Source organism: Pseudomonas sp. KBN10P06128 (genome assembly GCF_037574945.1).
In the GTDB taxonomy this organism is placed as follows: Bacteria; Pseudomonadota; Gammaproteobacteria; order Pseudomonadales; family Pseudomonadaceae; genus Pseudomonas; species Pseudomonas aeruginosa.
The window spans coordinates 5,644,582-5,666,424 of record NZ_JBBELR010000001.1 but is presented as its reverse complement, the minus strand read 5'-3'; the positions used below and the strand labels follow the sequence as shown (position 1 = coordinate 5,666,424).

General features: G+C 65.9%; 13 protein-coding genes and 1 riboswitch. Of the genes, 7 read left to right on the top strand and 6 right to left on the bottom strand.

Annotation, left to right across the window (positions count from 1 at the left end):
• Positions 1 to 135 precede the first annotated feature (135 nt).
• Positions 136 to 1,161, top strand: a complete 1,026-nt coding sequence (locus VQ065_RS26435) for an NAD-dependent epimerase/dehydratase family protein (protein WP_003121034.1) — start codon at positions 136 to 138, stop codon at positions 1,159 to 1,161.
• Between the two features lie 9 nt (positions 1,162 to 1,170).
• On the opposite strand, the gene VQ065_RS26430 is transcribed toward VQ065_RS26435, so the two are convergent.
• The 5 genes from VQ065_RS26430 to VQ065_RS26410 form a co-directional block, all read right to left on the bottom strand.
• Positions 1,171 to 1,614 (bottom strand): nuclear transport factor 2 family protein, encoded by a 444-nt coding sequence (locus VQ065_RS26430; protein ID WP_003094928.1) that lies wholly within the window; start codon positions 1,612 to 1,614, stop codon positions 1,171 to 1,173.
• Positions 1,615 to 1,730: 116 nt separating this feature from the next.
• Complete coding sequence (locus tag VQ065_RS26425) at positions 1,731 to 2,309, bottom strand: TMEM165/GDT1 family protein (RefSeq protein ID WP_003094926.1); 579 nt, start codon at positions 2,307 to 2,309, stop codon at positions 1,731 to 1,733.
• Between the two features lie 89 nt (positions 2,310 to 2,398).
• Positions 2,399 to 2,523: riboswitch (yybP-ykoY riboswitch) on the bottom strand.
• Positions 2,524 to 2,661: 138 nt separating this feature from the next.
• Positions 2,662 to 4,125 (bottom strand): amino acid permease, encoded by a 1,464-nt coding sequence (locus tag VQ065_RS26420; protein ID WP_003094922.1) that lies wholly within the window; start codon positions 4,123 to 4,125, stop codon positions 2,662 to 2,664.
• Positions 4,126 to 4,219: 94 nt separating this feature from the next.
• Complete coding sequence (locus VQ065_RS26415; protein ID WP_003094920.1) at positions 4,220 to 5,218, bottom strand: class I SAM-dependent methyltransferase; 999 nt, start codon at positions 5,216 to 5,218, stop codon at positions 4,220 to 4,222.
• Between the two features lie 109 nt (positions 5,219 to 5,327).
• A complete protein-coding gene (locus tag VQ065_RS26410) occupies positions 5,328 to 6,299 on the bottom strand; it encodes a 2-hydroxyacid dehydrogenase (protein ID WP_003094919.1) in 972 nt (323 codons plus the stop codon).
• Between the two features lie 320 nt (positions 6,300 to 6,619).
• On the opposite strand from VQ065_RS26410, the gene cdrA reads away from it, so the two are divergent.
• From cdrA to VQ065_RS26395, 3 genes are all read left to right on the top strand, one after another.
• Positions 6,620 to 13,087, top strand: a complete 6,468-nt coding sequence (gene cdrA, locus VQ065_RS26405) for a two-partner secretion system adhesin CdrA (RefSeq protein ID WP_107236434.1) — start codon at positions 6,620 to 6,622, stop codon at positions 13,085 to 13,087.
• A gap of 62 nt (positions 13,088 to 13,149) precedes the next feature.
• The gene (gene cdrB / locus VQ065_RS26400; protein WP_003094915.1) at positions 13,150 to 14,856 is read left to right on the top strand and encodes a two-partner secretion system transporter CdrB; all 1,707 of its coding nucleotides are present in this window, start codon (positions 13,150 to 13,152) and stop codon (positions 14,854 to 14,856) included.
• A gap of 302 nt (positions 14,857 to 15,158) precedes the next feature.
• On the top strand, positions 15,159 to 15,548 hold the full coding sequence (locus VQ065_RS26395) for a hypothetical protein (RefSeq protein ID WP_003094913.1): 390 nt from the start codon (positions 15,159 to 15,161) through the stop codon (positions 15,546 to 15,548).
• Between the two features lie 159 nt (positions 15,549 to 15,707).
• On the opposite strand, the gene VQ065_RS26390 is transcribed toward VQ065_RS26395, so the two are convergent.
• The gene (locus VQ065_RS26390) at positions 15,708 to 16,919 is read right to left on the bottom strand and encodes an MFS transporter (RefSeq protein WP_003094912.1); all 1,212 of its coding nucleotides are present in this window, start codon (positions 16,917 to 16,919) and stop codon (positions 15,708 to 15,710) included.
• A gap of 310 nt (positions 16,920 to 17,229) precedes the next feature.
• Here VQ065_RS26390 and VQ065_RS26385 point away from each other — a divergent pair, with 310 nt between their 5' ends.
• The 3 genes from VQ065_RS26385 to VQ065_RS26375 are packed head-to-tail and all read left to right on the top strand — an operon-like array spanning position 17,230 to position 21,843.
• Positions 17,230 to 20,061, top strand: a complete 2,832-nt coding sequence (locus tag VQ065_RS26385; RefSeq protein WP_003094910.1) for a xanthine dehydrogenase family protein molybdopterin-binding subunit — start codon at positions 17,230 to 17,232, stop codon at positions 20,059 to 20,061.
• Positions 20,054 to 20,593: a (2Fe-2S)-binding protein gene (locus VQ065_RS26380; protein ID WP_003094903.1), complete on the top strand. Its 540-nt coding sequence runs from the start codon at positions 20,054 to 20,056 to the stop codon at positions 20,591 to 20,593. Before VQ065_RS26385 ends, VQ065_RS26380 begins: the two co-directional genes overlap by 8 nt.
• Positions 20,594 to 20,595: 2 nt before the next feature.
• Positions 20,596 to 21,843, top strand: coding sequence for a cytochrome c (locus VQ065_RS26375; RefSeq protein WP_003094901.1), 1,248 nt, complete (start codon positions 20,596 to 20,598; stop codon positions 21,841 to 21,843).

Genomic DNA, 21,843 nt, shown 5'->3' with positions numbered 1-21,843 from the left:
CGCGCGGTCGCGGGGGGCGGCCGGCGCGCCGACAGGCTTACCATCGGAAACGCCTGTTGTGTATTTCCGTAACCTGCTGTTTGGTATCTCGCCGGCGTTCGGCCTAGACTGCTGGCCGACCCGCTTGCGGGACCCGTGGACGAACAGCCACTCTCACGCCCTGGAGCTCATGTGAAATACGCCGTACTCGGAGCCACCGGCCTGCTGGGACATCACGCCGCGCGCGCCATCAGGGCCGCCGGTCACGATCTGGTGCTGATCCACCGTCCTTCTTCGCAGATCCAGCGTCTCGCCTATCTGGAGCCCGAGTGCCGGGTCGCCGAGATGCTCGACCACGCCGGCCTGGAACGCGCCCTGCGCGGCCTCGACGGGGTGATCTTCAGCGCCGGCTACTATCCTTCGCGGCCGCGCCGCTGGCAGGAGGAAGTGGCCAGCGCGCTGGGCCAGACCAACCCGTTCTATGCCGCCTGCCTGCAGGCCAGGGTGCCGCGCATCCTCTACGTCGGTTCGGCATATGCCATGCCCCGGCATCCCCAGGGACTACCGGGGCACGAGGGGTTGTTCTACGACAGCCTGCCGAGCGGCAAGAGTTCCTACGTGCTGTGCAAATGGGCGCTCGACGAGCAGGCCCGGGAGCAGGCGCGCAACGGCCTGCCGGTGGTGATCGGGATCCCCGGCATGGTACTCGGCGAACTGGACATCGGCCCGACCACCGGACGCGTGATCACCGCCATCGGCAATGGCGAGATGACCCACTACGTCGCCGGCCAGCGTAACGTCATCGATGCCGCCGAAGCCGGGCGCGGCCTGCTGATGGCCCTTGAGCGCGGGCGTATCGGCGAGCGCTACCTGCTGACCGGGCACAACCTGGAAATGGCCGACCTGACCCGGCGTATCGCCGAGCTGCTCGGCCAGCCTGCGCCGCAGCCGATGTCGATGGCCATGGCTCGCGCGCTGGCCACCCTGGGCCGCTTGCGCTACCGGGTCAGCGGCCAGTTGCCGCTGCTCGACGAAACCGCCATCGAGGTGATGGCTGGCGGGCAGTTCCTCGATGGACGCAAGGCCCGCGAGGAACTCGGCTTCTTCTCCACCACCGCCCTCGACGACACCCTGCTGCGCGCCATCGACTGGTTCCGCGACAACGGCTATTTCAATGCCTAGGACGGTTGGCTAGGGCAGCGCTTTTTCCGCGAAGGGCCGGGTCTGCAGTCCCAGCTGAGCGCGAAAGCTCTCCATGTCGAACATGGTGCACAGCTCCTGCAACTGGCCCTGCGGGTTGAACACCCAGAAGCCCATCGCGGAAATGCTCAGCACCTTGTCGCTGGCCGGATAGCCCAGGGTCGGCCGGACGATGGTGCCGATCAGCGTGCTCCAGGTGAACACCTTGCGTTCCTCGCCGATGCAGTCTTCGACCACGACCTCCAGGTCCGGCATCGCCGTGCGGATGTCCTGCAGCAGGCGGATATAGCCGGCGGTATCCAGGGGATGGCCGATGAACGAGCTTTTGTAGAGGAAATCCTTGCTGTGCAACTGCTCCACCAACGCCATGCGGCCCTTGTTCCAGGACAGCTCGATGTGATGGCGGGCGAGTCGTTTCAGGTCGTGTGAGGGCATCTCCGGCTCTCGTGGGCGAGTGGTGGGGCAGGCATCCGGTGCCTGCCTGAACTGTAGCCGTTCCTATGCATTTTGCATTGGCCGCCCAGCCATCCCGGGCCCGGCGGCGCAGTCCTTCAGAGCCAGCCGGTCAATTGCGCGGCGTGCCAGGCGGCGTACAGACCAAGTGCGGCGAAGGCGGCCGCGGCCAGGCGGCGGATCAGGGTCAGCGGCAGCTTATCGGCGGCCAGGTTGCCGATCAGTACCACCGGTACGTTGGCGATCAGCATGCCCAGGGTGGTGCCGATCACCACCAGCCAGAAATGCGGATACTGGGCGGCCAGCATGACCGTGGCGACCTGGGTCTTGTCGCCCATCTCGGCGAGGAAGAACGCGATCAGGGTGGTGAGGAAGGGGCCGTATTTCTTCAGTCCGGACTCTTCGTCGTCGAGCTTGTCCGGTACCAGCGTCCACAGGGCGACGGCGATGAAGGAGGCGGCGAGGATCCAGCTGAGGGTAGCTTCCGAGAAGAAGCTGGCGACCCAGGCGCCCACCGCGCCGGCAGCGAAATGGTTGGCCAGGGTGGCGGCAACGATGCCGGCGATGATCGGCCACGGCTTGCGGAAACGCGCCGCGAGCAGGAGTGCCAGCAACTGGGTCTTGTCGCCGATTTCCGCGAGGGCAACGATCAGGGTAGGGACGAACAGCGATTCCATCAGGCTTCCTAAGGGGCGGGTCGACCAATCACCATGACACGCGCCATCTGCCCGCCCCGGGTCAGATCGTGCGTGTCATAGGTCTTGTCAAACCCTTGGCCTGTCTGGGCAGGCTTGGGTCGCGCGCGCCATGGTCTGCGGACCAAGTGTGTTGACGCGTGCCGGGCGAGGCCGGTGCGGCGCTCGCGGGAGACTACTCCCCTAGGACGGGGCGCATTCTGCCCAAGCCGGGCGGCTTGGGCAAGCCCGGGACGGAAACTTTCGTCCGGGAGGGCGGCGAGGGAGCCTGATCGCAAGGAAACGTGCCGGCATCCGCAGCGATCCGCGAGGAATCGCTGGGCGGCAGGGTGAATCAGGTATTGGTCGGGCTGACGTCCATTTCGTGGTAGCGAACGAAGCGCGCGCGCTTCTTCCAGCGGTATCCCAGCCAGATCGCCAGGAACAGCGGCAGGCTGATGTAGGTGGCGAGGAGGCCGATCCAGTCGATGCGTTCGCCCACCAGCGCCTGGTAGTTCTGCCCGAGGGTGATGACCATGCACAGGGCGAAGGCGAACAGCGGGCCGAAGGGGAACAGCTTGGCCCGGTAGGGCAGGTCTTCCAGGCGGCCGCCCTGGGCCAGGTAGCCCTTGCGGAAGCGATAGTGGGAGATGGCGATGCCCAGCCAGGCGATGAAGCCGCACATGCCCGAGGTGTTCAGCAGCCATGTGTAGACGGTGCTGTCGCCGAAGGCCGAAGTGAGGAAGCACAGGGCGCCGACCAGGGTAGTGGCGTACAGCGCATTGCGTGGCACGCCGCTGCGCGAGACACGGGAGAACAGGCGCGGTGCCTTGCCCTCGAGGGCGAGGTTGTAGAGCATCCGGGTCGAGGCGTACATGCCGGAGTTGCCGGCGGAGAGGATCGCCGAGAGGATCACCGCGTTCATCACCCCGGCCGCCGCGGCGAAGCCGGCGCGCTCGAAGAGCAGGGTGAAGGGCGACACGCTGATGTCGCTGGCATCGTTCTTCAGCAGGTTCGGGTCGGTGTAGGGAATCAGCATGCCGATCACGAAGATCGCCAGGATGTAGAACATCAGGATGCGCCAGAACACCTGGCGAATGGCGATCGGGATGTTCTTCCGCGGATTTTCCGATTCACCGGCGGCGATGCCGATCAACTCGGTGCCCTGGAACGAGAAGCCGGCGATCATCGCCACCCCGACCATCGCCTGGAAGCCGCCGACGAAGGGCGCGTCGCCCATGGTGAAGTTGCTGAAGCCGGGCGACTCCACGCCATGCATGATGCCGAAGATGGTCGCCAGGCCGACGCCGATGAAGATCACCACCGTGACTACCTTGATCAGGGCGAACCAGAATTCGCTCTCGCCGAAGCCGCGCGCGGAAATCACGTTGAGGCCGAACATGATGCCCAGGAAGATCGCGCTCCAGTAGATGCCCGGCACCTCGGGGAACCAGAAACTCATCACCAGTTGCGCCGCCACCAGTTCCGCGGCGATGGTCACCGCCCAGTTGTACCAGTAGTTCCAGCCGAGGGCGAAACCGAAGCCATCTTCGACGAACCGGCTGCCATAGGTGCAGAACGAGCCGGAAACGGGCATGTAGGCGGCCATCTCGCCGAGACTGGTCATGAGGAAGTACACCATCAGCCCGATCAGTGCGTAGGAAAGCAGCGCACCGCCGGGCCCGGCGGTGGCCACGGTGGCCCCGGAGGCGACGAACAGCCCGGTGCCGATGGAGCCGCCGATGGCGATCATGTTCAGGTGGCGCGGCTTGAGCACCCGCCGCAATTGCTGGCCCTGGCTGGCGTTCAGGTCAGTCATCGGCGGCCTCCCGGCGGGTGGCCATGGAAGGGTCTGGCTGCGGGCGTGCGGGCAGGGAGAGGAAAAGCTTCATTCACAGGGTTCCAGGCAGAAATCAGGAGCGACGGGCGGAGTAGATGCGGAAACCGTCGCCTTCGGCGAGTGTCCGGCAGGGGCCGAGGTGGCGTTCGATCAACGGCGGGTACTTCAGGAAGCTGTTGGCGACCAGGCGCAGTTCGCCGCCCGGCGCCAGGTGCTCGGCGGCGCGTTGCAGCAGGCGCTCGGAGGCCTGGTAGTCGGTGTGCACGCCCTGGTGGAAGGGCGGATTGCTGACGATCGCGGCGAGTTCGCGCGGCGCGCCGTCGATGCCGTCGGCGGCGATCACTTCGCCGTCCAGGCCGTTGGCGGCGAGGGTCAGTCGGCTGCTCTCGACAGCGAAGGCGTCGACGTCGAGCAGGCTCAGGCGACTGGCGGGGTAGCGACGCTTGAGGACCGCCCCGAGTACGCCGGCACCGCAGCCGAAGTCCAGCAGATGGCCGCCGGGCAGGGCTTGCAGTTGCCCCAGCAGCAGCGCGCTGCCGCGATCCAGGCGGCCATGGCTGAACACCCCCGGCAGGCTCACCACCTGCAGCTCGCCATCGGCCAGCGGCAGGCTGTAGCGCTGGGCCAGGGCGTGCAGGTCGGGCTCGGCCGGCGCCTGTTCGATACGCACCTGCCAGAGCTGGCAATGCCGCGCGCTATCCAGTTTGCGGGGCTTGCCGTAGGCGGCCAACTGCTTGCTCGCGCGCTCGATCCCGCCGCGCTTTTCGCCGACCAGGAAGAGTTCGCCGCCGGGCAGGCGGGCGGCCAGGCTGGCCAGCAGGTAGTCGGTCAGTTCGCGGGACTTGGGCAGGAACAGAACGGCCGAAGTCCAGGCGCCGATCGGCGCGCGCGTGTCGAAACGGCTACGGCCGGGGAAGCGGGCGTCCAGCTGCGCCTGCTCGCCGGCGTGCCAGCTCCAGCCCTGGGCCTGCGGTAGCTCGGCGAGCAGGTCGTCGGCGGGCAGGCCGGCCAGCAGCAGCGGGGTCGCGAAGAGGTGGCGCTGGCGCAGCAGCACTTCACTGCGAGGGTCCATGCGGGCTCCGGAAAAAATGGGAAATCTTAACAGGCTTGGGCCTGGCATACCCGCATGGATTGTCGGCGAGGATCGCCGTTCATCCGTGCGCGGTGCCCGCAGCGCCGTCTCAGCCGGCGTTGACAACCCGCAGGGCGCGCCCGGCCTTCCATGCCTCTGCGTTTTCCGCCAGTTGGCCGACGATGCGCTGCCGCGCTTCGCGACTGCCCCAGGCGTTATGGGGGGTGACGATCAGGCGCGGGATGTCGGGGGCCAGCAGCGGATTGCCGTTTCTCGGCGGCTCGACGCTGAGCACGTCGGTGGCGGCGCCGCCCAGGTGGCCGCCGCGCAGGGCGTCGGCCAGCGCCTGTTCGTCGACCAGGCCGCCACGGGCGGTATTGACCAGGAAGGCGCCAGGCTTCATCAGCGCCAGTTCGGCGGCGCCGAGCATCCCGCGGGTGTCCTCGGTCAGCGGGCAGTGCAGGGTCAGGGCGTCGACCCGTGGCAGGAGTTCGCCAAGCGGCAGACGGTCCGCCCGGGCGGGCCGTCCTGGCAACTGACCGAGCAGCACGCGCATGCCGAACGCCTCCGCCAGCCGCGCCACCGCCCCGCCCAGTTCGCCATGGCCGAGCAGGCCGAGGGTCTTGCCTTCCAGTTCGACGATGGGGAAGTCCAGCAGGCAGAACTGGCTGGATTGCTGCCAGCGGCCGCTGCGTACCGCCTGCTGGTAGTCCGGCAGGCGCGTAGCCAGGGCCAGTAGCAGCGCGAGGGTGTGCTGGGCTACCGAGGGCGTGCCGTAGCCATGGCAGTTGGCGACGACGATACCGCGCTCGCGAGCGGCAGCGAGATCGATGTTGTTGGTGCCGGTAGCGCTGACCAGGATCAGTTCCAGCTCTGGGCAGGCGGCGATGCATTGCGCGTCGATCGGCGCCTTGTTGCTGATCGCGACCCGCGCACCGTGCAGCCGCGCGGCGACTTCCTGCGGTTGGCTGGCGGCATGCAGTTGCAGCTCGTCGAAGGCGGCGCGCAGGGGGCGCATGTCCAGGTCGCCGAGGTCGAGGGAGGCATGGTCGAGGAAAACGGCGCGCAGGGCATGGCTCATGGAAGGTTCCTTGGCGGCAGCGGACGGGGGCTGCCTAGCCTAGCAAACCCGCGTGCCAGGGAGGTCTTCCGGTTTTCTTGACAGTGATTATCCCGAAAGTATTGTCGGTTTTTTGACGGTATTACATATTTAACCTCGGTAGTGTCATTTTTGAGTCACTCCGACGAACGGTCGCCCTTTCAAGTGGACAATTTTTGATCTGAAAGGCATTTTTTTGGCACACAAGGCGCAATGTGAATTGCTTCTCAGATTTTCGTCATTTAACTGACGAAATGCAGTGCTGGAAAACTGACGTGCGCCACGCAGATAGGGAGATTTTCATGGTCCGTCCGGATAGCCAGCGCGGCAAGCGCACCTCTTCGAAAGCTGGTAGGGAAGGGCGTTTCGTCCTTGCCGCCAGCAGTACCCTCATGTTCGCCATCGCCAGCATCAACGCGGCCATGGCGGCACCTACCGGTGCCCAGTTCAACCCCAACGAGATCAAGATCAGCCAGCAGGGCAAGACCACGCTGATCGACCAGAGCACCCAGCGCGCGATCATCAACTGGAAGGGCTTCGACGTCTCCGCCGACGAGGCGGTGCGCTTCAACCAGCCCGGTGTGACCTCGTCGACCCTGAACCGGGTCACCGCAGGCCAGGAAAGCGTGATCGCCGGGCGCATCTCCGCGCCCGGCCAGGTGATCATCTACAACTCCAACGGCGTGGTCTTCAGCGGCTCGGCCAAGGTCGACGTGGGCTCCCTGATCACCACCACGGCGAACATCAGCGACGAACACTTCCGCCAGGGCAAGCTGATCTTCGACCAGCCCGGAAACCCCGACGCGCGGATCGTCAACGACGGCAGCATCAGCGTCGCGGAGAAAGGCCTGGCGGCCTTCGTCGCGCCGTCCGTGGCCAACAACGGCGTGATCAACGCCCGCCTCGGCACCGTGGCGATGGCCGCCGGCAATGCCGCGACCATCGACCTCTACGGCGATGGCCTGGTGTCGATCGCCGTGACCGACCCGGTTACCCGCAAGCCGCAGGATGCCCAGGCGCTGGTCAGCAACGGCGGCGCGATCCAGGCCGACGGCGGTAGCGTGCTGATCACCGCCGAGCAGGCTTCCCGGGTGGTCGACAACGCGGTCAACCTGTCCGGCGTGATCCTTGCCCGCGGCACCGAGGTGCGCGAGGGCAGCGTGGCGCTGGTAAGCAAGTCCGGGGACATCCAGATCGCCGGCAAGATCGACGTCAGCGGTCCGAAGAACGGTGGCGACGTGCTGGTCAGCGGGCAGCAGGCGGCCCTGGCGAGCACCGCCAGCATCGACGCCCGCGGCGCCGCGCAGGGCGGCAGCGTGCGCATCGGCGGCGACTTCCAGGGCCGCGGCGAGCTGCCACGAGCGAAGAACGCTACGCTGGCCAAGGGCGCCAGCATCGACGTCTCGGCTACCGGCAAGGGCAATGGCGGCCTGGCGGTGGTCTGGTCCGACGGCAATACCCGCATGGACGGGCGGATCCTCGCGCGCGGCGGCGCCCAGGGCGGCAACGGCGGCCTGGTGGAGACCTCCGGCAAGGTCAACCTGAGCATCGCCGACAGCGCCTACGTCAGCGTCGCCGCACCCTACGGCAACGGTGGCACCTGGCTGCTCGACCCGACCACCCTGCGCATCGTCGCCTCCGGCGGCACCTCAGGTTCGGTGGGGGGCGCCAACGGCGCCAGCGGCGATGCGACGGTGAATGCCTCGGTGGTCACCGGGGCGCTGGCAGGCGGCAAGGTGACCCTCAGCGCCAGCGACCGGCTGTCGGTGGAAGCGCCGCTGATCACCAGCAACCTGGGCGGCGCCAGTCGCGGCCTGGAACTGATCGCCACCGGACCTGCCGGTGCGGTGGATATCTCTGCGCCGATCCTGTTCCGCAACGGCAGCCTGGCAATCCGCGCCGGCGGCAACATCAACTTCCTCAGCGGCGGCACGCCGCAGACCAGCGGCATCGTCGACCTGGGTAGCGGCACCCTGTGGATGCAGACCAGCACCGCCGGCAAGATCAGCCAGCAGGCCGGTACCGCGCTGATCGCCGCCAACCTCGCCGGCCGCGCCGGTAGCATCGACCTGGCTTCCTGGGACAACTACGCCGGCAACCTGGCGCTGCAGACCTTCAACGGTACGCTCAAGTACCGGCAGAGCAACGCCACCGGCGTGACCACGAGCGGCACGGTGTTCGATCCGTTCATCAACCAGAGCATGACCGGCACGGCGCAGAACATCGTCTCCAGCGTCGGCACGCGGATTCTCGAGGCCAACAGCGTCGGCACCACCGGCAACTACACGCTGACCGCCGACGGCAACAGCGAGTTCGACCGCCTGGTGTTCACCGCGCTGCCCTATCGGCGGGTCAGCGGTTCCGCCAGTTTCCCGACCAACGACTCGTCGGACTACCTGGTGACCAACCTGCGCTACCAGGTCAACGGCAGCAACGTCACCGCCACCCCGAACGGCGGTGCGCCCAGCGGGTTCACCGTCGCCGCCGGCAACGGCAGCGTCACCACCTGGACCGGAAACTGGGGCACCAGTTGGGGCGTCAAGGGCTTCGGCGGCGTGATCGGCGTGACCGACGAACTGCAGTACGACGTCGGCACCGGCCTGACCGAGGAACTGATCTTCGGCCTCGGCGGCAAGACCAGCCGCGTCGATACTCGCCTGGACCTGTTCATGCGCGAGGGAGCGTTCAACAGCTTCGCCGAGCGCGCCCAGGTGGAGATGTTCAAGACCACCACCACTGCCGGCGACATCCTTTCCCGCCAGCAGACCGCCACCCTGACCGCCAATGACGCTACCCGCGTCTACGGTGATGTGAATCCGACTCTGACGGCCACGATGTCCGGCATCAACGCCATCGACGCCTACGTCAACAGCCAGTTCAACGACCTCTACCAGGCGACCGCCAGCACCACGGCGACCCAGGCGTCGAACGTCGGGCAGTACGCGATCACCGGTAACGCCAATGGTAGCGAGTATTTCAGCCAGCGTTACCAACTGGTGCGCCAGGACGGCAAGCTGACCGTCACGCCGGCGCAATTGATCGTCAGCGCCGACGCCAAGACCAAGGTCTATGGCGACGCCGATCCGACCCTCACCTACCAGGTCAGTGGCCTGAAGAACAGCGATACCGCCGCCGGCGTGCTGAGCGGCAACCTCGGCCGGGTGGCCGGGGAGAACGTCGGCAACTACGGGATACTTCAGGGCGGGCTGGGCCTCAACACGGCCAATTACACCCTCAGCTACGTCGGCAACGACCTGCGCATCACTCCGGCGCAACTGAACGTGATCGCCGATGCCAAGACCAAGGTCTATGGCGACCTCGATCCGGCGCTGACCTATCAGGTCTCCGGTCTCAAGCGCGGCGATACCGCCGGTGCGGTCCTCAACGGCGGCAGCCTGAGCCGCGTGGCTGGCGAGAATGTCGGCGTGTACGGCATCAACCAGGGCGGCCTGGCATTGAACAGCGGCAACTACGATCTGAGCTACCAGGGCAATAACCTGACCATTACCAAGGCGCTGCTGAATGTGATCGCCGACGGCAAGACCAAGGTCTATGGCGACGCCGACCCGAGCCTGACCTACCAGGTCAGCGGCCTGAAGAACGGTGACAGCGCTGGTTCGATCCTGACCGGTGGGCTGAACCGCGTCGCAGGCGAGAACGTGGGTGTGTATGGCATCAACCAGGGCGACCTGGCATTGAACAGCGGTAACTACGACCTGAGCTACCAGGGCAATAACCTGACCATCACCAAGGCGCTGCTGAATGTGATCGCCGACGCCAAGACCAAGGTCTATGGCGATGCCGATCCGAGCCTGACCTATCAGGTCAGCGGCCTGAAGAACGGCGATACCGCTGGCTCGGTGCTCAATGGCGGCGGCCTGGTTCGTGTCTCCGGCGAAAACGTAGGCAACTATGCGATTCAGCAGGGTGGCCTGGGTCTGGTCAGCGGTAACTATGACCTGGCTTACCAGGGCAACAACCTCACCATCACCAAGGCATTGCTGAATGTGATCGCCGACGCCAAGACCAAGGTCTACGGCGATGCCGATCCGAGCCTGACTTACCAGGTCAGCGGCCTGAAGAACGGCGACACCGCCGGTGCCGTGCTCAACGGCGGCAGCCTGAGCCGCGTGGCTGGCGAGAATGTCGGAGTGTACGGCATCAACCAGGGTGGACTGGGCCTGGTCAGCGCGAACTACGACCTGAGCTACCAGGGCAATAACCTGACCATCACCAAGGCGCTGCTGAATGTGATCGCCGATGCCAAGACCAAGGTCTATGGCGACGCCGATCCGGCACTGACCTATCAGGTTTCCGGGCTGAAGAACGGCGATACCGCCGGTGCCGTGCTCAACGGCGGCAGCCTGAGCCGCGTGGCTGGCGAGAACGTCGGCGTGTACGGCATCAACCAGGGTGGACTGGGCCTGGTCAGCGCGAACTACGACCTGAGCTACCAAGGCAACAACCTGACCATCACCAAGGCGCTGCTGAATGTGATCGCCGATGCCAAGACCAAGGTCTACGGCGACGCCGACCCGAGCCTGACCTACCAGGTCAGCGGCCTGAAGAACGGCGACACCGCCGGTGCCGTGCTCAACGGCGGCAGCCTGAGCCGCGTGGCTGGCGAGAATGTCGGCGTGTACGGCATCAACCAGGGTGGACTGGGCCTGGTCAGCGCGAACTACGACCTGAGCTACCAGGGCAATAACCTGACCATCACCAAGGCGCTGCTGAATGTGATCGCCGATGCCAAGACCAAGGTCTATGGCGACGCCGATCCGGCACTGACCTATCAGGTTTCCGGGCTGAAGAACGGCGATACCGCCGGTGCCGTGCTCAACGGCGGCAGCCTGAGCCGCGTGGCTGGCGAGAACGTCGGCGTGTACGGCATCAACCAGGGTGGACTGGGCCTGGTCAGCGCGAACTACGACCTGAGCTACCAAGGCAACAACCTGACCATCACCAAGGCGCTGCTGAATGTGATCGCCGATGCCAAGACCAAGGTCTACGGCGACGCCGACCCGAGCCTGACCTACCAGGTCAGCGGCCTGAAGAACGGCGACACCGCCGGTGCCGTGCTCAACGGTGGCAGCCTGAGCCGCGTGGCTGGCGAGAATGTCGGCGTGTACGGCATCAACCAGGGTGGACTGGGCCTGGTCAGCGCGAACTACGACCTGAGCTACCAGGGCAATAACCTGACCATCACCAAGGCGCTGCTGAATGTGATCGCCGACGCCAAGACCAAGGTCTACGGCGATGCCGACCCGAGCCTGACTTACCAGGTCAGCGGCCTGAAGAACGGCGATACCGCTGGCTCGGTGCTCAATGGCGGCGGCCTGGTTCGTGTCTCCGGCGAAAACGTAGGCAACTATGCGATTCAGCAGGGTGGCCTGGGTCTGGTCAGCGGTAACTATGACCTGGCTTACCAGGGCAACAACCTCACCATCACCAAGGCGCTGCTGAATGTGATCGCCGACGGCAAGACCAAGGTCTATGGCGACGCCGACCCGAGCCTGACCTACCAGGTCAGCGGCCTGAAGAACGGTGACAGCGCTGGTTCGATCCTGACCGGTGGGCTGAACCGCGTCGCAGGCGAGAACGTGGGTGTGTATGGCATCAACCAGGGCGACCTGGCATTGAACAGCGGTAACTACGACCTGAGCTACCAGGGCAATAACCTGACCATCACCAAGGCGCTGCTGAATGTGATCGCCGACGCCAAGACCAAGGTCTATGGCGATGCCGATCCGAGCCTGACCTATCAGGTCAGCGGCCTGAAGAACGGCGATACCGCTGGCTCGGTGCTCAATGGCGGCGGCCTGGTTCGTGTCTCCGGCGAAAACGTAGGCAACTATGCGATTCAGCAGGGTGGCCTGGGTCTGGTCAGCGGTAACTATGACCTGGCTTACCAGGGCAACAACCTCACCATCACCAAGGCACTGCTGAATGTGATCGCCGACGCCAAGACCAAGGTCTACGGCGATGCCGATCCGAGCCTGACCTACCAGGTCAGCGGCCTGAAGAACGGTGACAGCGCCGGCTCGATCCTGACCGGCGGGCTGAACCGCGACGCAGGCGAGAACGTGGGTGTGTATGGCATCAACCAGGGCGGCCTGGTGCTGACCAGTGGCAACTATGACCTGGCCTACCAGGGTAATGACCTGACCATCACCAAGGCGCTGCTCAACGTATTCGCCGATGCCAAGAGCAAGCAGGTCGGCACCGCCGACCCGGCGCTGACCTATCAGGTTTCCGGCCTGAAGAATGGCGATAGCGCCGGTCAGGTGCTCGCCGGCGGGCTCGGTCGGGTGGGCGGCGAAGCCGTAGGCCAGTACGACATCCTCCAGGGTGGGCTTGCCCTCACCAGCGGCAACTACCAGCTCAACTACCAGGGCAACCTGCTGAGCATCCTGCCGCTGCCGGTCACGCCGGGCGACCTGGGGCAACTGGCAGCGCTCTCCGACTTGCGCGAACTGCAGAAGGGGCGCGATCCGGATACCCCCGGGGATGCGGTCTACCGCACCACCACGCTGGAAAACCCGTTCCTCGAAAACCCGTTCCTGCGCGCCTACGCTCTGGGCATGGACGTCAGCGATCCTAACCTGCTGCCGGCTACCGCCGCGGGTCCGGCGGAGGACGCCAGCGCCAAGCGGGTGGGGCAGTTCACCGATCGTCCGCTCAGGGCAGAGGCCGAGAGTGGGGCGGGTTGCTCGAACCAGAGCTACCTGGCCGACTACTGGAGCTGCTTCAACAAGCCTCTGAATTTCTAACCCTTTTCGCAATGCGCACTATCGTCTCCGGGCGGTAGTGCGTCATCTGCCCGAGGTGAATGATGAAACCTTCGCAATGGACGCTTCGCTGGGTGACGCTCTGTGGCTGCGGGATGCTGGCAGCTTCCGCCGCCGCCGTGGAGTTGCCAGGGACTGTACAGCCATCCCAGCTCGATGAACGCTTCAAGCCCCGCAGCGAGCCGCAGGCCAAGCCCGAGGCGCCGCTGGTGGTGCCCAAGCAGGTCGCGCCGCAAGGCAGCGAACAGATCCGCTTCGAACTGCGCGAGATACGCATCGAAGGCAACACCCGCTATGACAAGGCGGTGCTCGAGTCCTATTACCAGCATATGCTCGGCAAGCAGGTGTCCCTGGCCGAACTGGTCGACCTGGCCAACCGCCTCACCGCCAAGTACCGCCAGGACGGCTACCTGTTGACCCAGGTAGTGGTGCCGGAGCAGAGCATCGAGGGCGGCAAGGTACGCCTGCAGGTGATCGAGGGTTACCTCGAACACGTGCAGATCAAGGGAACCGTCGATGGGCCGCGGGTGCGGGTGGAGGAACTGCTCGCACCGCTGACCGAAAAACGTCCGCTGGATGCCGATACCCTGGAGCGCGGCCTGCTGCTGGTCGGCGACCTGCCGGGGGTCAACGTGCAGAGCGTGCTCAGCCCGGGTCAGGCGCTGGGCTCGTCGAACCTCGACGTGGCCTTGCAGCAGCAGCGATACGAAGGCTTCGTCAGCCTCGACAACCGCGGTTCGCACTACACCGACCCGACCACCCTGGCCTTCGGCGCCACCGAGTTCTCCCGCCTGGGCTTCTACGAGCAGATCGACGTGCTCGGTGCGATCTCGCCGTTCAGCGATGCCACCCGCTACATCCAGTTGCGCGGCACGTTGCCGCTGGGCGGCATGTTCGCCGGCGATACCCTGCAGATCATGGGTTCCTATTCGAAGGTCAACCCGGACATCCCGGACTCGGTATTCCCCTTCGACAGCGTCAGCAAGAGCACCGAAGGCAGCATTTCCTACAACCATCCCTTCATCCGCTCGCGCTCGCAGAACCTGAGCGGCGGCCTGGCGTTGCAGTGGAAGGATACCGAGACCCGCCTGCGCGACTTCGCCAGCGACGCCTCGAACCCCGGTCGTGACCATGTGCGGGTGTTCCAGCAACGCCTGACCTATGACTGGGTCGACCGCTGGATGGGCATCAACCTGGCGGAGGTGCGCAACAACATCGGCCTGGACATGTGGGGCGCGACCAAGAAGGACGATGAACGTCGTTCCCGCGAAGTGGCCGACGGACGTTTCGTCTATCTCAACGGCAACATCGGGCGTCTGCAAGGGCTCGGCGGACCCTGGTCGGTGTATGGCGAGTTGCAATGGCAGTACAGCTTCGACCCGTTGCTGCCGAGCGAGCGCTTCGGCGTTGGCGGCAGCGGGATCGGTCGCGGCTTCGCCCCGGGCAACATCACCGGTGACCGTGGCTTCGCCCTGAAGCTCGAACCGCGCTATGGCCAGGCGGTGGGCTATAGCTGGCTGCGCAGCTACCAGGCCTACGCTTTCTACGACTGGGGCAAGACCTACAACCTCGACGTGGACGATGACGAGCAGCAGAAGCTCGGCTCGATCGGTGCCGGGGTGCGCTTCAACCTCACCGACCAGTTGTCGTTCAACCCGGAGATTGCCCGCCAGGTCATCGGCGAGCCAGCCGACCAGCGCGATGGGAAGCGCGAGACGCGGGTCCTGTTCAACGTGGTGGCGCGCTTCTGAACCCTGCCGGCCTCCGTTCCGGAGGCTGCTGACGGAGCCCCTCTCCGGTTCTGCGGAGAGGGAGGTCCGTGCTCAATTCCGAGTGTTTTTCTCAAACTTTCGATTTCTTCGATTCTTCATATCGATGCCGTCAATCCGTGTCGAGGTCGGTCGGAGAGGCGTATTCTTGCTGTAACTGCTGTGCTAGAGCGGTTATTCGCACTATTTCAAACGTCGATGAATACTATTGGCGCGCTTCGTTTTCCAATCGAGTTTCCCGAACAGAGAATGGCCCCACGTAACGAATACCTGGAGCCACTGCCATGAAACGCCCGCTGTTCCTCGCCATCGCCCTTGCTACCCTGACCGCCAATGCCGCCTTCGCCGCACCGCGGGTCGAATCCATCGCCCTGCGCGGTGCCCAACAACTGATCGCCTCCGACGGTTCCGACCGTACCCTCGAGCGCCTGCGCAAGACCCAGGCGCCGCGCGTCCAGGAAGAACGCCGGGTCGCCGAAAGCGGCAGCGAGCAGACCATCGATCGCTTGCACCGCGACATGACCAGCCGCGAGGCGCGCCTGGCCGAGAACGGCAGCGAACAGACCGTCGACCGTCTGCACAAGGACATGGGGCGCGTCGATCTGCGCCTGGCCGACAACGGTAGCGAGCGCACCGTCGACCGCCTGCATCGGGAGATGCGGCGCCCCGCCTGACACCGCGGATCACGCCGCAAGGTGCGAGAAAAGCCCGGCTCGATGCCGGGCTTTCTTATTGCCGAGAAGGTGCGGTGTTCCATGGGGAGGACGGATAACGCCCCAGGCGTTATCGCCGATACGCCGCTGTCGGGGCAGCGACGCGCGACGGCATTGGCCTCAGTGCAGGCGGTCGCGTTGCGCCAGGCTAGGGAACAGCTTCATCCATGCTCCGGTGACCACCAGGGTGCCGATCCCGCCGAGGACCACTGCCGGTACCGTGCCGAACCAGTGTGCGGTGAGCCCGGACTCGAACTCGCCGAGCTGGTTCGAGGCGCCGATGAACAGGCCGTTCACCGCGCTGACCCGGCCGCGCATCTCGTCGGGGGTCTCGAGCTGCACGAAGGCGCCGCGGATGACCATGCTGACCATGTCCGCGGCGCCGAGTACCACCAGCACGCCGAGGGACAGCCAGAACGATTTCGACAGGCCGAAGGCGATGGTTGCCAGGCCGAAGATGCCCACGGAGAGGAACATGATCCGCCCGACGTTGCGTTCGATGCTGAAGTGCGCCAGCCAGAACGACATCGCCAGGGCGCCCACCGCTGGAGCCGAGCGCAGCAGGCCGAGGCCCCAGGGCCCGGTGAGCAGGATGTCCTTGGCGAACACCGGGAGCAGGGCGGTGGCGCCGCCGAGGAGCACGGCGAACAGGTCGAGGGAGATTGCGCCGAAGATGTCCGGTCGGCTGCGGATGAAACGGATGCCGGCGAGCAGCGAGTCGAGGGTGGCCTTGCCCTGGGTGAGCGGCTGGTTGCGTACCGGCAGGCTGAGCGTCAGGACGCAGGCGAGGACGTAGAGAGTCGCGGTCGGCACGTAGACCCAGGAGGCACCGAACGCATAGAGCAGGCCGCCGAGGGCCGGGGCGGCAATGGTCGCCGCCTGCATCGCCGAAGCCGAAGCGGCCACCGCGCGCGGGAACAGCCCGGCCGGTACCAGGTTCGGCAGCAGCGCCTGGGTGGTCGGCATTTCGAAGGCGCGGGCGGTACCGAGGGCGAAGGCGAGGACGAAGATCATGTTGCGGGTGATCTCTCCCGAAGCCGCGCCGAGCACCAGCGCCACCGCCACCAGGGCCTGGCCGGCCTGGCAGAGGGCGGCGATCCTGCGTCGGTCGTAGCGGTCGGCAACATGCCCGGTGTGGAGCATGAACAGTACCCGCGGGAGGAATTCGACCAGGCCTACCAGGCCCAGGTCGAGGACATTGCCGGTCAGTTCGTAGATGTGCCAGCCGATGGCCACGGTGAGCATCTGGAAGCCGCTGGCGGTGCAGACGCGGGCCAGCCAGAAGGCGAGGAAGGGACGATGGCGGAGCAGGGAGCTGGGTTGGCTGGACATGCTGGGGTCGGGCGTTTCGAGAGGAGGGCGGAGAGTAACATGTGGTTACCTCTTGGCTGTTGCCATTGCCGAAATCGAAGATTCAGAGAAGCGCACGAAAAGGTTGGAGCCGGCCTGGCAGGCGACCAAAGTCGAGTGTCCATGGGGCCTTCCAGCGGTAGACGGGACTTTTCCTCGGGTGCGACTTGTCGCTAAAATTAACTCCTGAGTCAGGTTTTTCCGCCTGCGTGCTCCACTTCGTCCGTCCGGACGAGCTGTTCAAGCCTGAATAACGACATGGGTGGGAACCGTACCACCCAGAGGAACTTGCATGTCCAACCGTGATATATCCCGGCGCGCCTTTCTCCAGGGCGGGTTGATCGCCGGCGTGGGTGTCACCCTGGCGCCGCTCGGCAGCCAGGCGTTCGCTGCCTTGTTCGAGAACCAGGTGACCGTTTCCGCCCAGCGCTGGATGGCGGGCAACGGCCAGGTCCGTTTCCGTAACGACGCCTTGTCCAAGGTCTGCGGCAACAAGGTGTTCGCCCGCGATATCCGCGCCAGGGACATGCCCGGCTGGCCGCAGCAGCAAGGCCACGCCATGTTGCTGAAGACCGTTCGCGCCGACCGCATCTACGAAGGCCACGACCTTTCCTGGCTGGGCGCCGAATTGCAGCCGGACCGTATCGTCACCGCCGCCGACCTGGAGAAGGACGGCATCGTCTTCCCCGAGGCGCATTCGCCCGATCCGCTCCTGCCGCCGGGCAAGGTGCCGATGTTCATCGGCCATCCGGTGGCGATCCTGATCTGGAACGACTTCGAGCGCTTCCGCCGGGCCAAGCTCAAGCTCAAGTTCAACGACAAGGCGATCCGCTATGGCGCCCAGGCCCCTCTGTACCAGGGCGATCCCTACGGCAGCTATCGCTTCGTCCGGGTCGGCGGCAAGACGCCCTACGAGGACGACGAGTTCTCCAGCCTGAAGGACTCCATGCTGTTCCCCACCATCCTCAACCGCAGACCGGTATGGACCCGCGAGCCGAAGCTGCACGGCGACCTCACCGAGCAGGGGCTGTTCCATGCCAAGCGCATGGCCGAGCAACTGGAAAACCCGCCGCAGGACTGGCTGGTCTTCGACGAGCGCTACAAGACCCCATCGATCGAGCCGGCGGCATTGGAGCCGGACAACGGCAACGGCTGGTACGACGCGGCGAGCAAGACCTTGCACTTCGTGGTCGCCACCCAGTGCCCGTTCGAAGTCGCCTACGAAAGCGTGCACATGATCAAGCCGTCGCGCTTCGCCCTGGAGAAGCTCAACATCCATCCGGGCTATACCGTCGGCTACGGCTCCAAGGACAACAACATCTTCGTCTTCTATGCCGCGCTCGCCGCGCTGTATGGCGAGGGTGTGCCGGTGCGCCTGGCCAATGACCGCTACGAGCAGTTCCAGAGCGGCATCAAGCGCCACCCGTTCGACATCCGCTACCAACTGGCGGTAGACAGGAACGACCTCGGCTTCCGCATCTTCCGCGCCGACATGAGCGCCGACGGCGGCGGGCGCGCCAACTACAGCGCCTCGGTGGCGGCGGTGGGCGCCACCGCCGCGCAGTCGATCTACTACATGCCGCAGAACGACCTGGCGGTCACCGCCTATCATTCGCGCGGCGTGGAGGCCGGCTCGATGCGCGGCTACGGTACCCTGCAGACCATGGCCGCGACCGAGATGATGGTCGACGAGATCGCTGGCCGGCTGGGCGTCGACGCCATCGACCTGCGTCGTCGCAACGCCCTGCGCTCGGGCATGAAGAACACCCAGGGCGCGGTCCCGGCCGGTGCCCTGCGCCTGCACGAGATCCTCGACAAGGCCGCTGCCCACGAGGTCTGGAAGGACCGCGACGCACGCAAGAAGCGCTTCGACGCGGAGGACCCGGACAACTGGTATGGGGTCGGCTTCGCCATTTGCCAGAAGGACTTCGGCACCGGCGCCGAGGCGCCGATGGCGAGCATCGAGTTCAGCGCCGACGGGCGCATCAGCCTGCGCCACATCGGCACCGAGATCGGTACCGGGATGTCCACCTCGCAGGCCTTCGTGGTCGGCGACTTCCTCGGCCGTCCGGCGGACGAGGTGAAGACCGCCGAGACCGAATGGCCCGAGCTGCGGCTCACCACCAAGGGCAATCCCTACCTGATGAGCCAGGCCGAGCAGGACGCCGCGCTACGCGATCCGCGCTGGGTCGGCAAGCTGGCCTCGCCGTCGTCGGCGACCAACTCGGCGTTCTATTTCAGCCACGCCACCCGCGAAGCCGCGCGCGTACTGTTCAACCACGGCCTGTGGCCGGCGGCCCTGGCGCTGTGGCGCAGCGGTCCGTTCGGCGGCCAGGCCAATCCCTATGTGGTGCGCCGCGAAAACGCGGTATGGGTCGACGGCCAGTTGACCGGCAACGGCCTGGCGCCGATTCCCTTCGCCGAGCTGGCGAAGAAGGCCCACGAGATGGGCCTGGTCACCGGCGTCAGCGTCCACGGCTTCAACCGCTGGAGCTGGGCCGAGGCGGACTTCGTCATCGATGGCGTGCGCGAACGCCTGCCGCTCGACGCCATGGCGGTGAAGTACGGCGACGGCGCGCCGGGAGTGAAGAAGGCGATGATGAACAGCGCCGGCTTCCACCTGCTCGACCGGCAGAATCCGGCTTATCCGGCGACCCAGCTGAACAACGCGATGGTCACCTACTACAGCCCGGTGGCGACCCTGGTCGAGCTGAAGGTGAACAAGGGCAGCGGCGAGGTGCAGGTGCTCGACCACCATTCCTGGATCGAGTGCGGCCGGGTGCTGGTGCCGGAGCTGGTCAAGGGCCAGCTGGAGGGCGGCATCGCCATGGGTATCGGCCATGCGCTGCTGGAGGAAATGCCGCTCTACGAGGGCGGCCCCGCGGAAGGGGACTGGAACTTCAACCGCTACCGGTTGCCGCGGGCGAAGGACGTGGCGGTGTGGAGCCAGACGGCGGAGATCCTCCCGCCGCTGTCGCCGACCGATCCGGCCAAGGGCATCGCCGAGGTGGTGATGATCCCGGTGGTCGGCGCCATCGCCAACGCCGTGGCGCACGCCACCGGCAAGCGCGTCCGCGACCTGCCCATCACTCCCGCCCGTATCAAGGAGGCCCTCCATGGCTAATCGCAAGCTCCAGATGACCCTCAACGGTCAAGCCGTCGGTCCGGTGGAGGTCGCCGAAGACCTGCCGATGATCGACTACCTGCACGAATACCAGAACCTCACCGGCTCGCGCCTGGGCTGTGGCCAGGGCATCTGCCATGCCTGCGTGGTGATCGTCGACAATCCGGACGGCACCAGCGAGGAAGTGCGCACCTGCATCACCGGCGCGCACTACTTCGACGGCAAGAAGGTTCGCACCATCGAGGGCCATGCCCAGCGCGACGAGAACGGCGACATCCGCGAGCTGAACCCGATCCAGCAGAAGTTCGTCGACCAGTTCGCCTTCCAGTGCAGCTATTGCGCGCCGGGCTTCGTCAACGCCGCCACCGTGCTGGTGGAAAAAGCCCAGCGCCAGCCGATCAAGCGCAGCGAGCTGGAGCAGGCGATCGAGGACAGCCTCGGCCATCACATCTGCCGTTGCACCGGCTACGTGCGCTACTACAGCGCCACCCGCGACGTGCTCGACGAACTCGGCCTGGTCAAGGAGGCTTGAGGATGAAACGCACCCTTCCCGGCCTCGCCCTGGCGCTGGCCGCGCTGTCGCCGTTCCTGGCCTCCGCCGCCGGCGCCGACGCGGCGCTGGTCAAGCGCGGCGAATACCTCGCCCGCGCCGCCGACTGCATGGCCTGCCATACCGCCGAGGGCGGCGCGCCGTTCGCCGGCGGACTGCCGATCCAGTCGCCGTTCGGCACCATCTACGGCACCAACATCACCCCGGACAAGGAACACGGCATCGGCGCCTACAGCGCCGACGAGTTCTTCGCCGCTCTCACCGAGGGCAAGCGCAAGGACGGCGCCTACCTCTATCCGGCGATGCCCTACACCTCCTATCACCTGATCGAGCGCGAGGATGCCGACGCCATCTACGCCTACCTGATGGCCCAGGAACCGATCGCCCGGCCGGCGCCGCAGACCAGCCTGAGCTTCCCGTTCAACGTGCGCATGGGCCTGGCCGGCTGGAACCTGCTCTACGGCAAGAGCGTGCGCTTGCAGCCGGAGGAAGGGCGCAGCGAGGCCTGGAAACGCGGGCAGTACATGGTCGAGGTGCTCGGCCACTGCGGCGAGTGCCATACCCCGCGCAACCTGGCCGGCGCCCTGGAGCAGGACAAGCGCCTGAGCGGCGGCCTGCTCAACGGCTACCTGGCGCCCAGCCTGCTGCCCGGCGACCTTGCCGCGCGCGGTTGGACCCAGCCGGACCTGGCGAGCTTCCTCAAGCACGGCATGAGCGCCCAGGGCAGCATGTTCAACGAGATGTTCCCGGTGGTGCACCACAGCACCCAGTACCTCGACGACGGCGACCTGGCGGCCATGGCCACCTACCTGCTCGGCGACCAGCCGCCGCCGGCCAAGGTGGTCCAGGCGCTACCCGAGGCGCAGCTGAACGACAGCGGCAGGCGCGGTCGCCAGCAGTACCTCAACGTCTGCGCCGGCTGCCACGGCGGCGAAGGCGAGGGCAAGCCGCATATCGCGGTGGCGATGAACGGCAACACTACCCTGCGCCTGCAAGACCCGCGTAATCTGTTGCGAGTGATCGAAGACGGCATCGTCGAACAGCAGTTCACCGGCTTCGAACGCATGCAACCGATGCCCGGTTTCGCCGGGAAACTCGACGACGAGCAACTCACGGACCTGCTCAACTACCTGCGCCAGACCTGGGGCGGATTGCCCGGTGACCTCGGTCCCCAACAGGTCGCGCAATTGAAGACGGAGAGCGCTTCGGTGCATACCGTCAAGGTGAAGTGA

Bases quoted from the DNA above. Each gene is read 5' to 3' on its own strand.
- VQ065_RS26430 (WP_003094928.1), bottom strand. From the start codon at position 1,614: ATGCCCTCACACGACCTGAAACGACTCGCCCGCCATCACATCGAGCTG.
- VQ065_RS26425 (WP_003094926.1), bottom strand. From the start codon at position 2,309: ATGGAATCGCTGTTCGTCCCTACCCTGATCGTTGCCCTCGCGGAAATC.
- VQ065_RS26420 (WP_003094922.1), bottom strand. From the start codon at position 4,125: ATGACTGACCTGAACGCCAGCCAGGGCCAGCAATTGCGGCGGGTGCTC.
- VQ065_RS26415 (WP_003094920.1), bottom strand. From the start codon at position 5,218: ATGGACCCTCGCAGTGAAGTGCTGCTGCGCCAGCGCCACCTCTTCGCG.
- VQ065_RS26410 (WP_003094919.1), bottom strand. From the start codon at position 6,299: ATGAGCCATGCCCTGCGCGCCGTTTTCCTCGACCATGCCTCCCTCGAC.
- cdrA (WP_107236434.1), top strand. From the start codon at position 6,620: ATGGTCCGTCCGGATAGCCAGCGCGGCAAGCGCACCTCTTCGAAAGCT.
- cdrB (WP_003094915.1), top strand. From the start codon at position 13,150: ATGAAACCTTCGCAATGGACGCTTCGCTGGGTGACGCTCTGTGGCTGC.
- VQ065_RS26395 (WP_003094913.1), top strand. From the start codon at position 15,159: ATGAAACGCCCGCTGTTCCTCGCCATCGCCCTTGCTACCCTGACCGCC.
- VQ065_RS26390 (WP_003094912.1), bottom strand. From the start codon at position 16,919: ATGTCCAGCCAACCCAGCTCCCTGCTCCGCCATCGTCCCTTCCTCGCC.
- VQ065_RS26385 (WP_003094910.1), top strand. From the start codon at position 17,230: ATGTCCAACCGTGATATATCCCGGCGCGCCTTTCTCCAGGGCGGGTTG.
- VQ065_RS26380 (WP_003094903.1), top strand. From the start codon at position 20,054: ATGGCTAATCGCAAGCTCCAGATGACCCTCAACGGTCAAGCCGTCGGT.
- VQ065_RS26375 (WP_003094901.1), top strand. From the start codon at position 20,596: ATGAAACGCACCCTTCCCGGCCTCGCCCTGGCGCTGGCCGCGCTGTCG.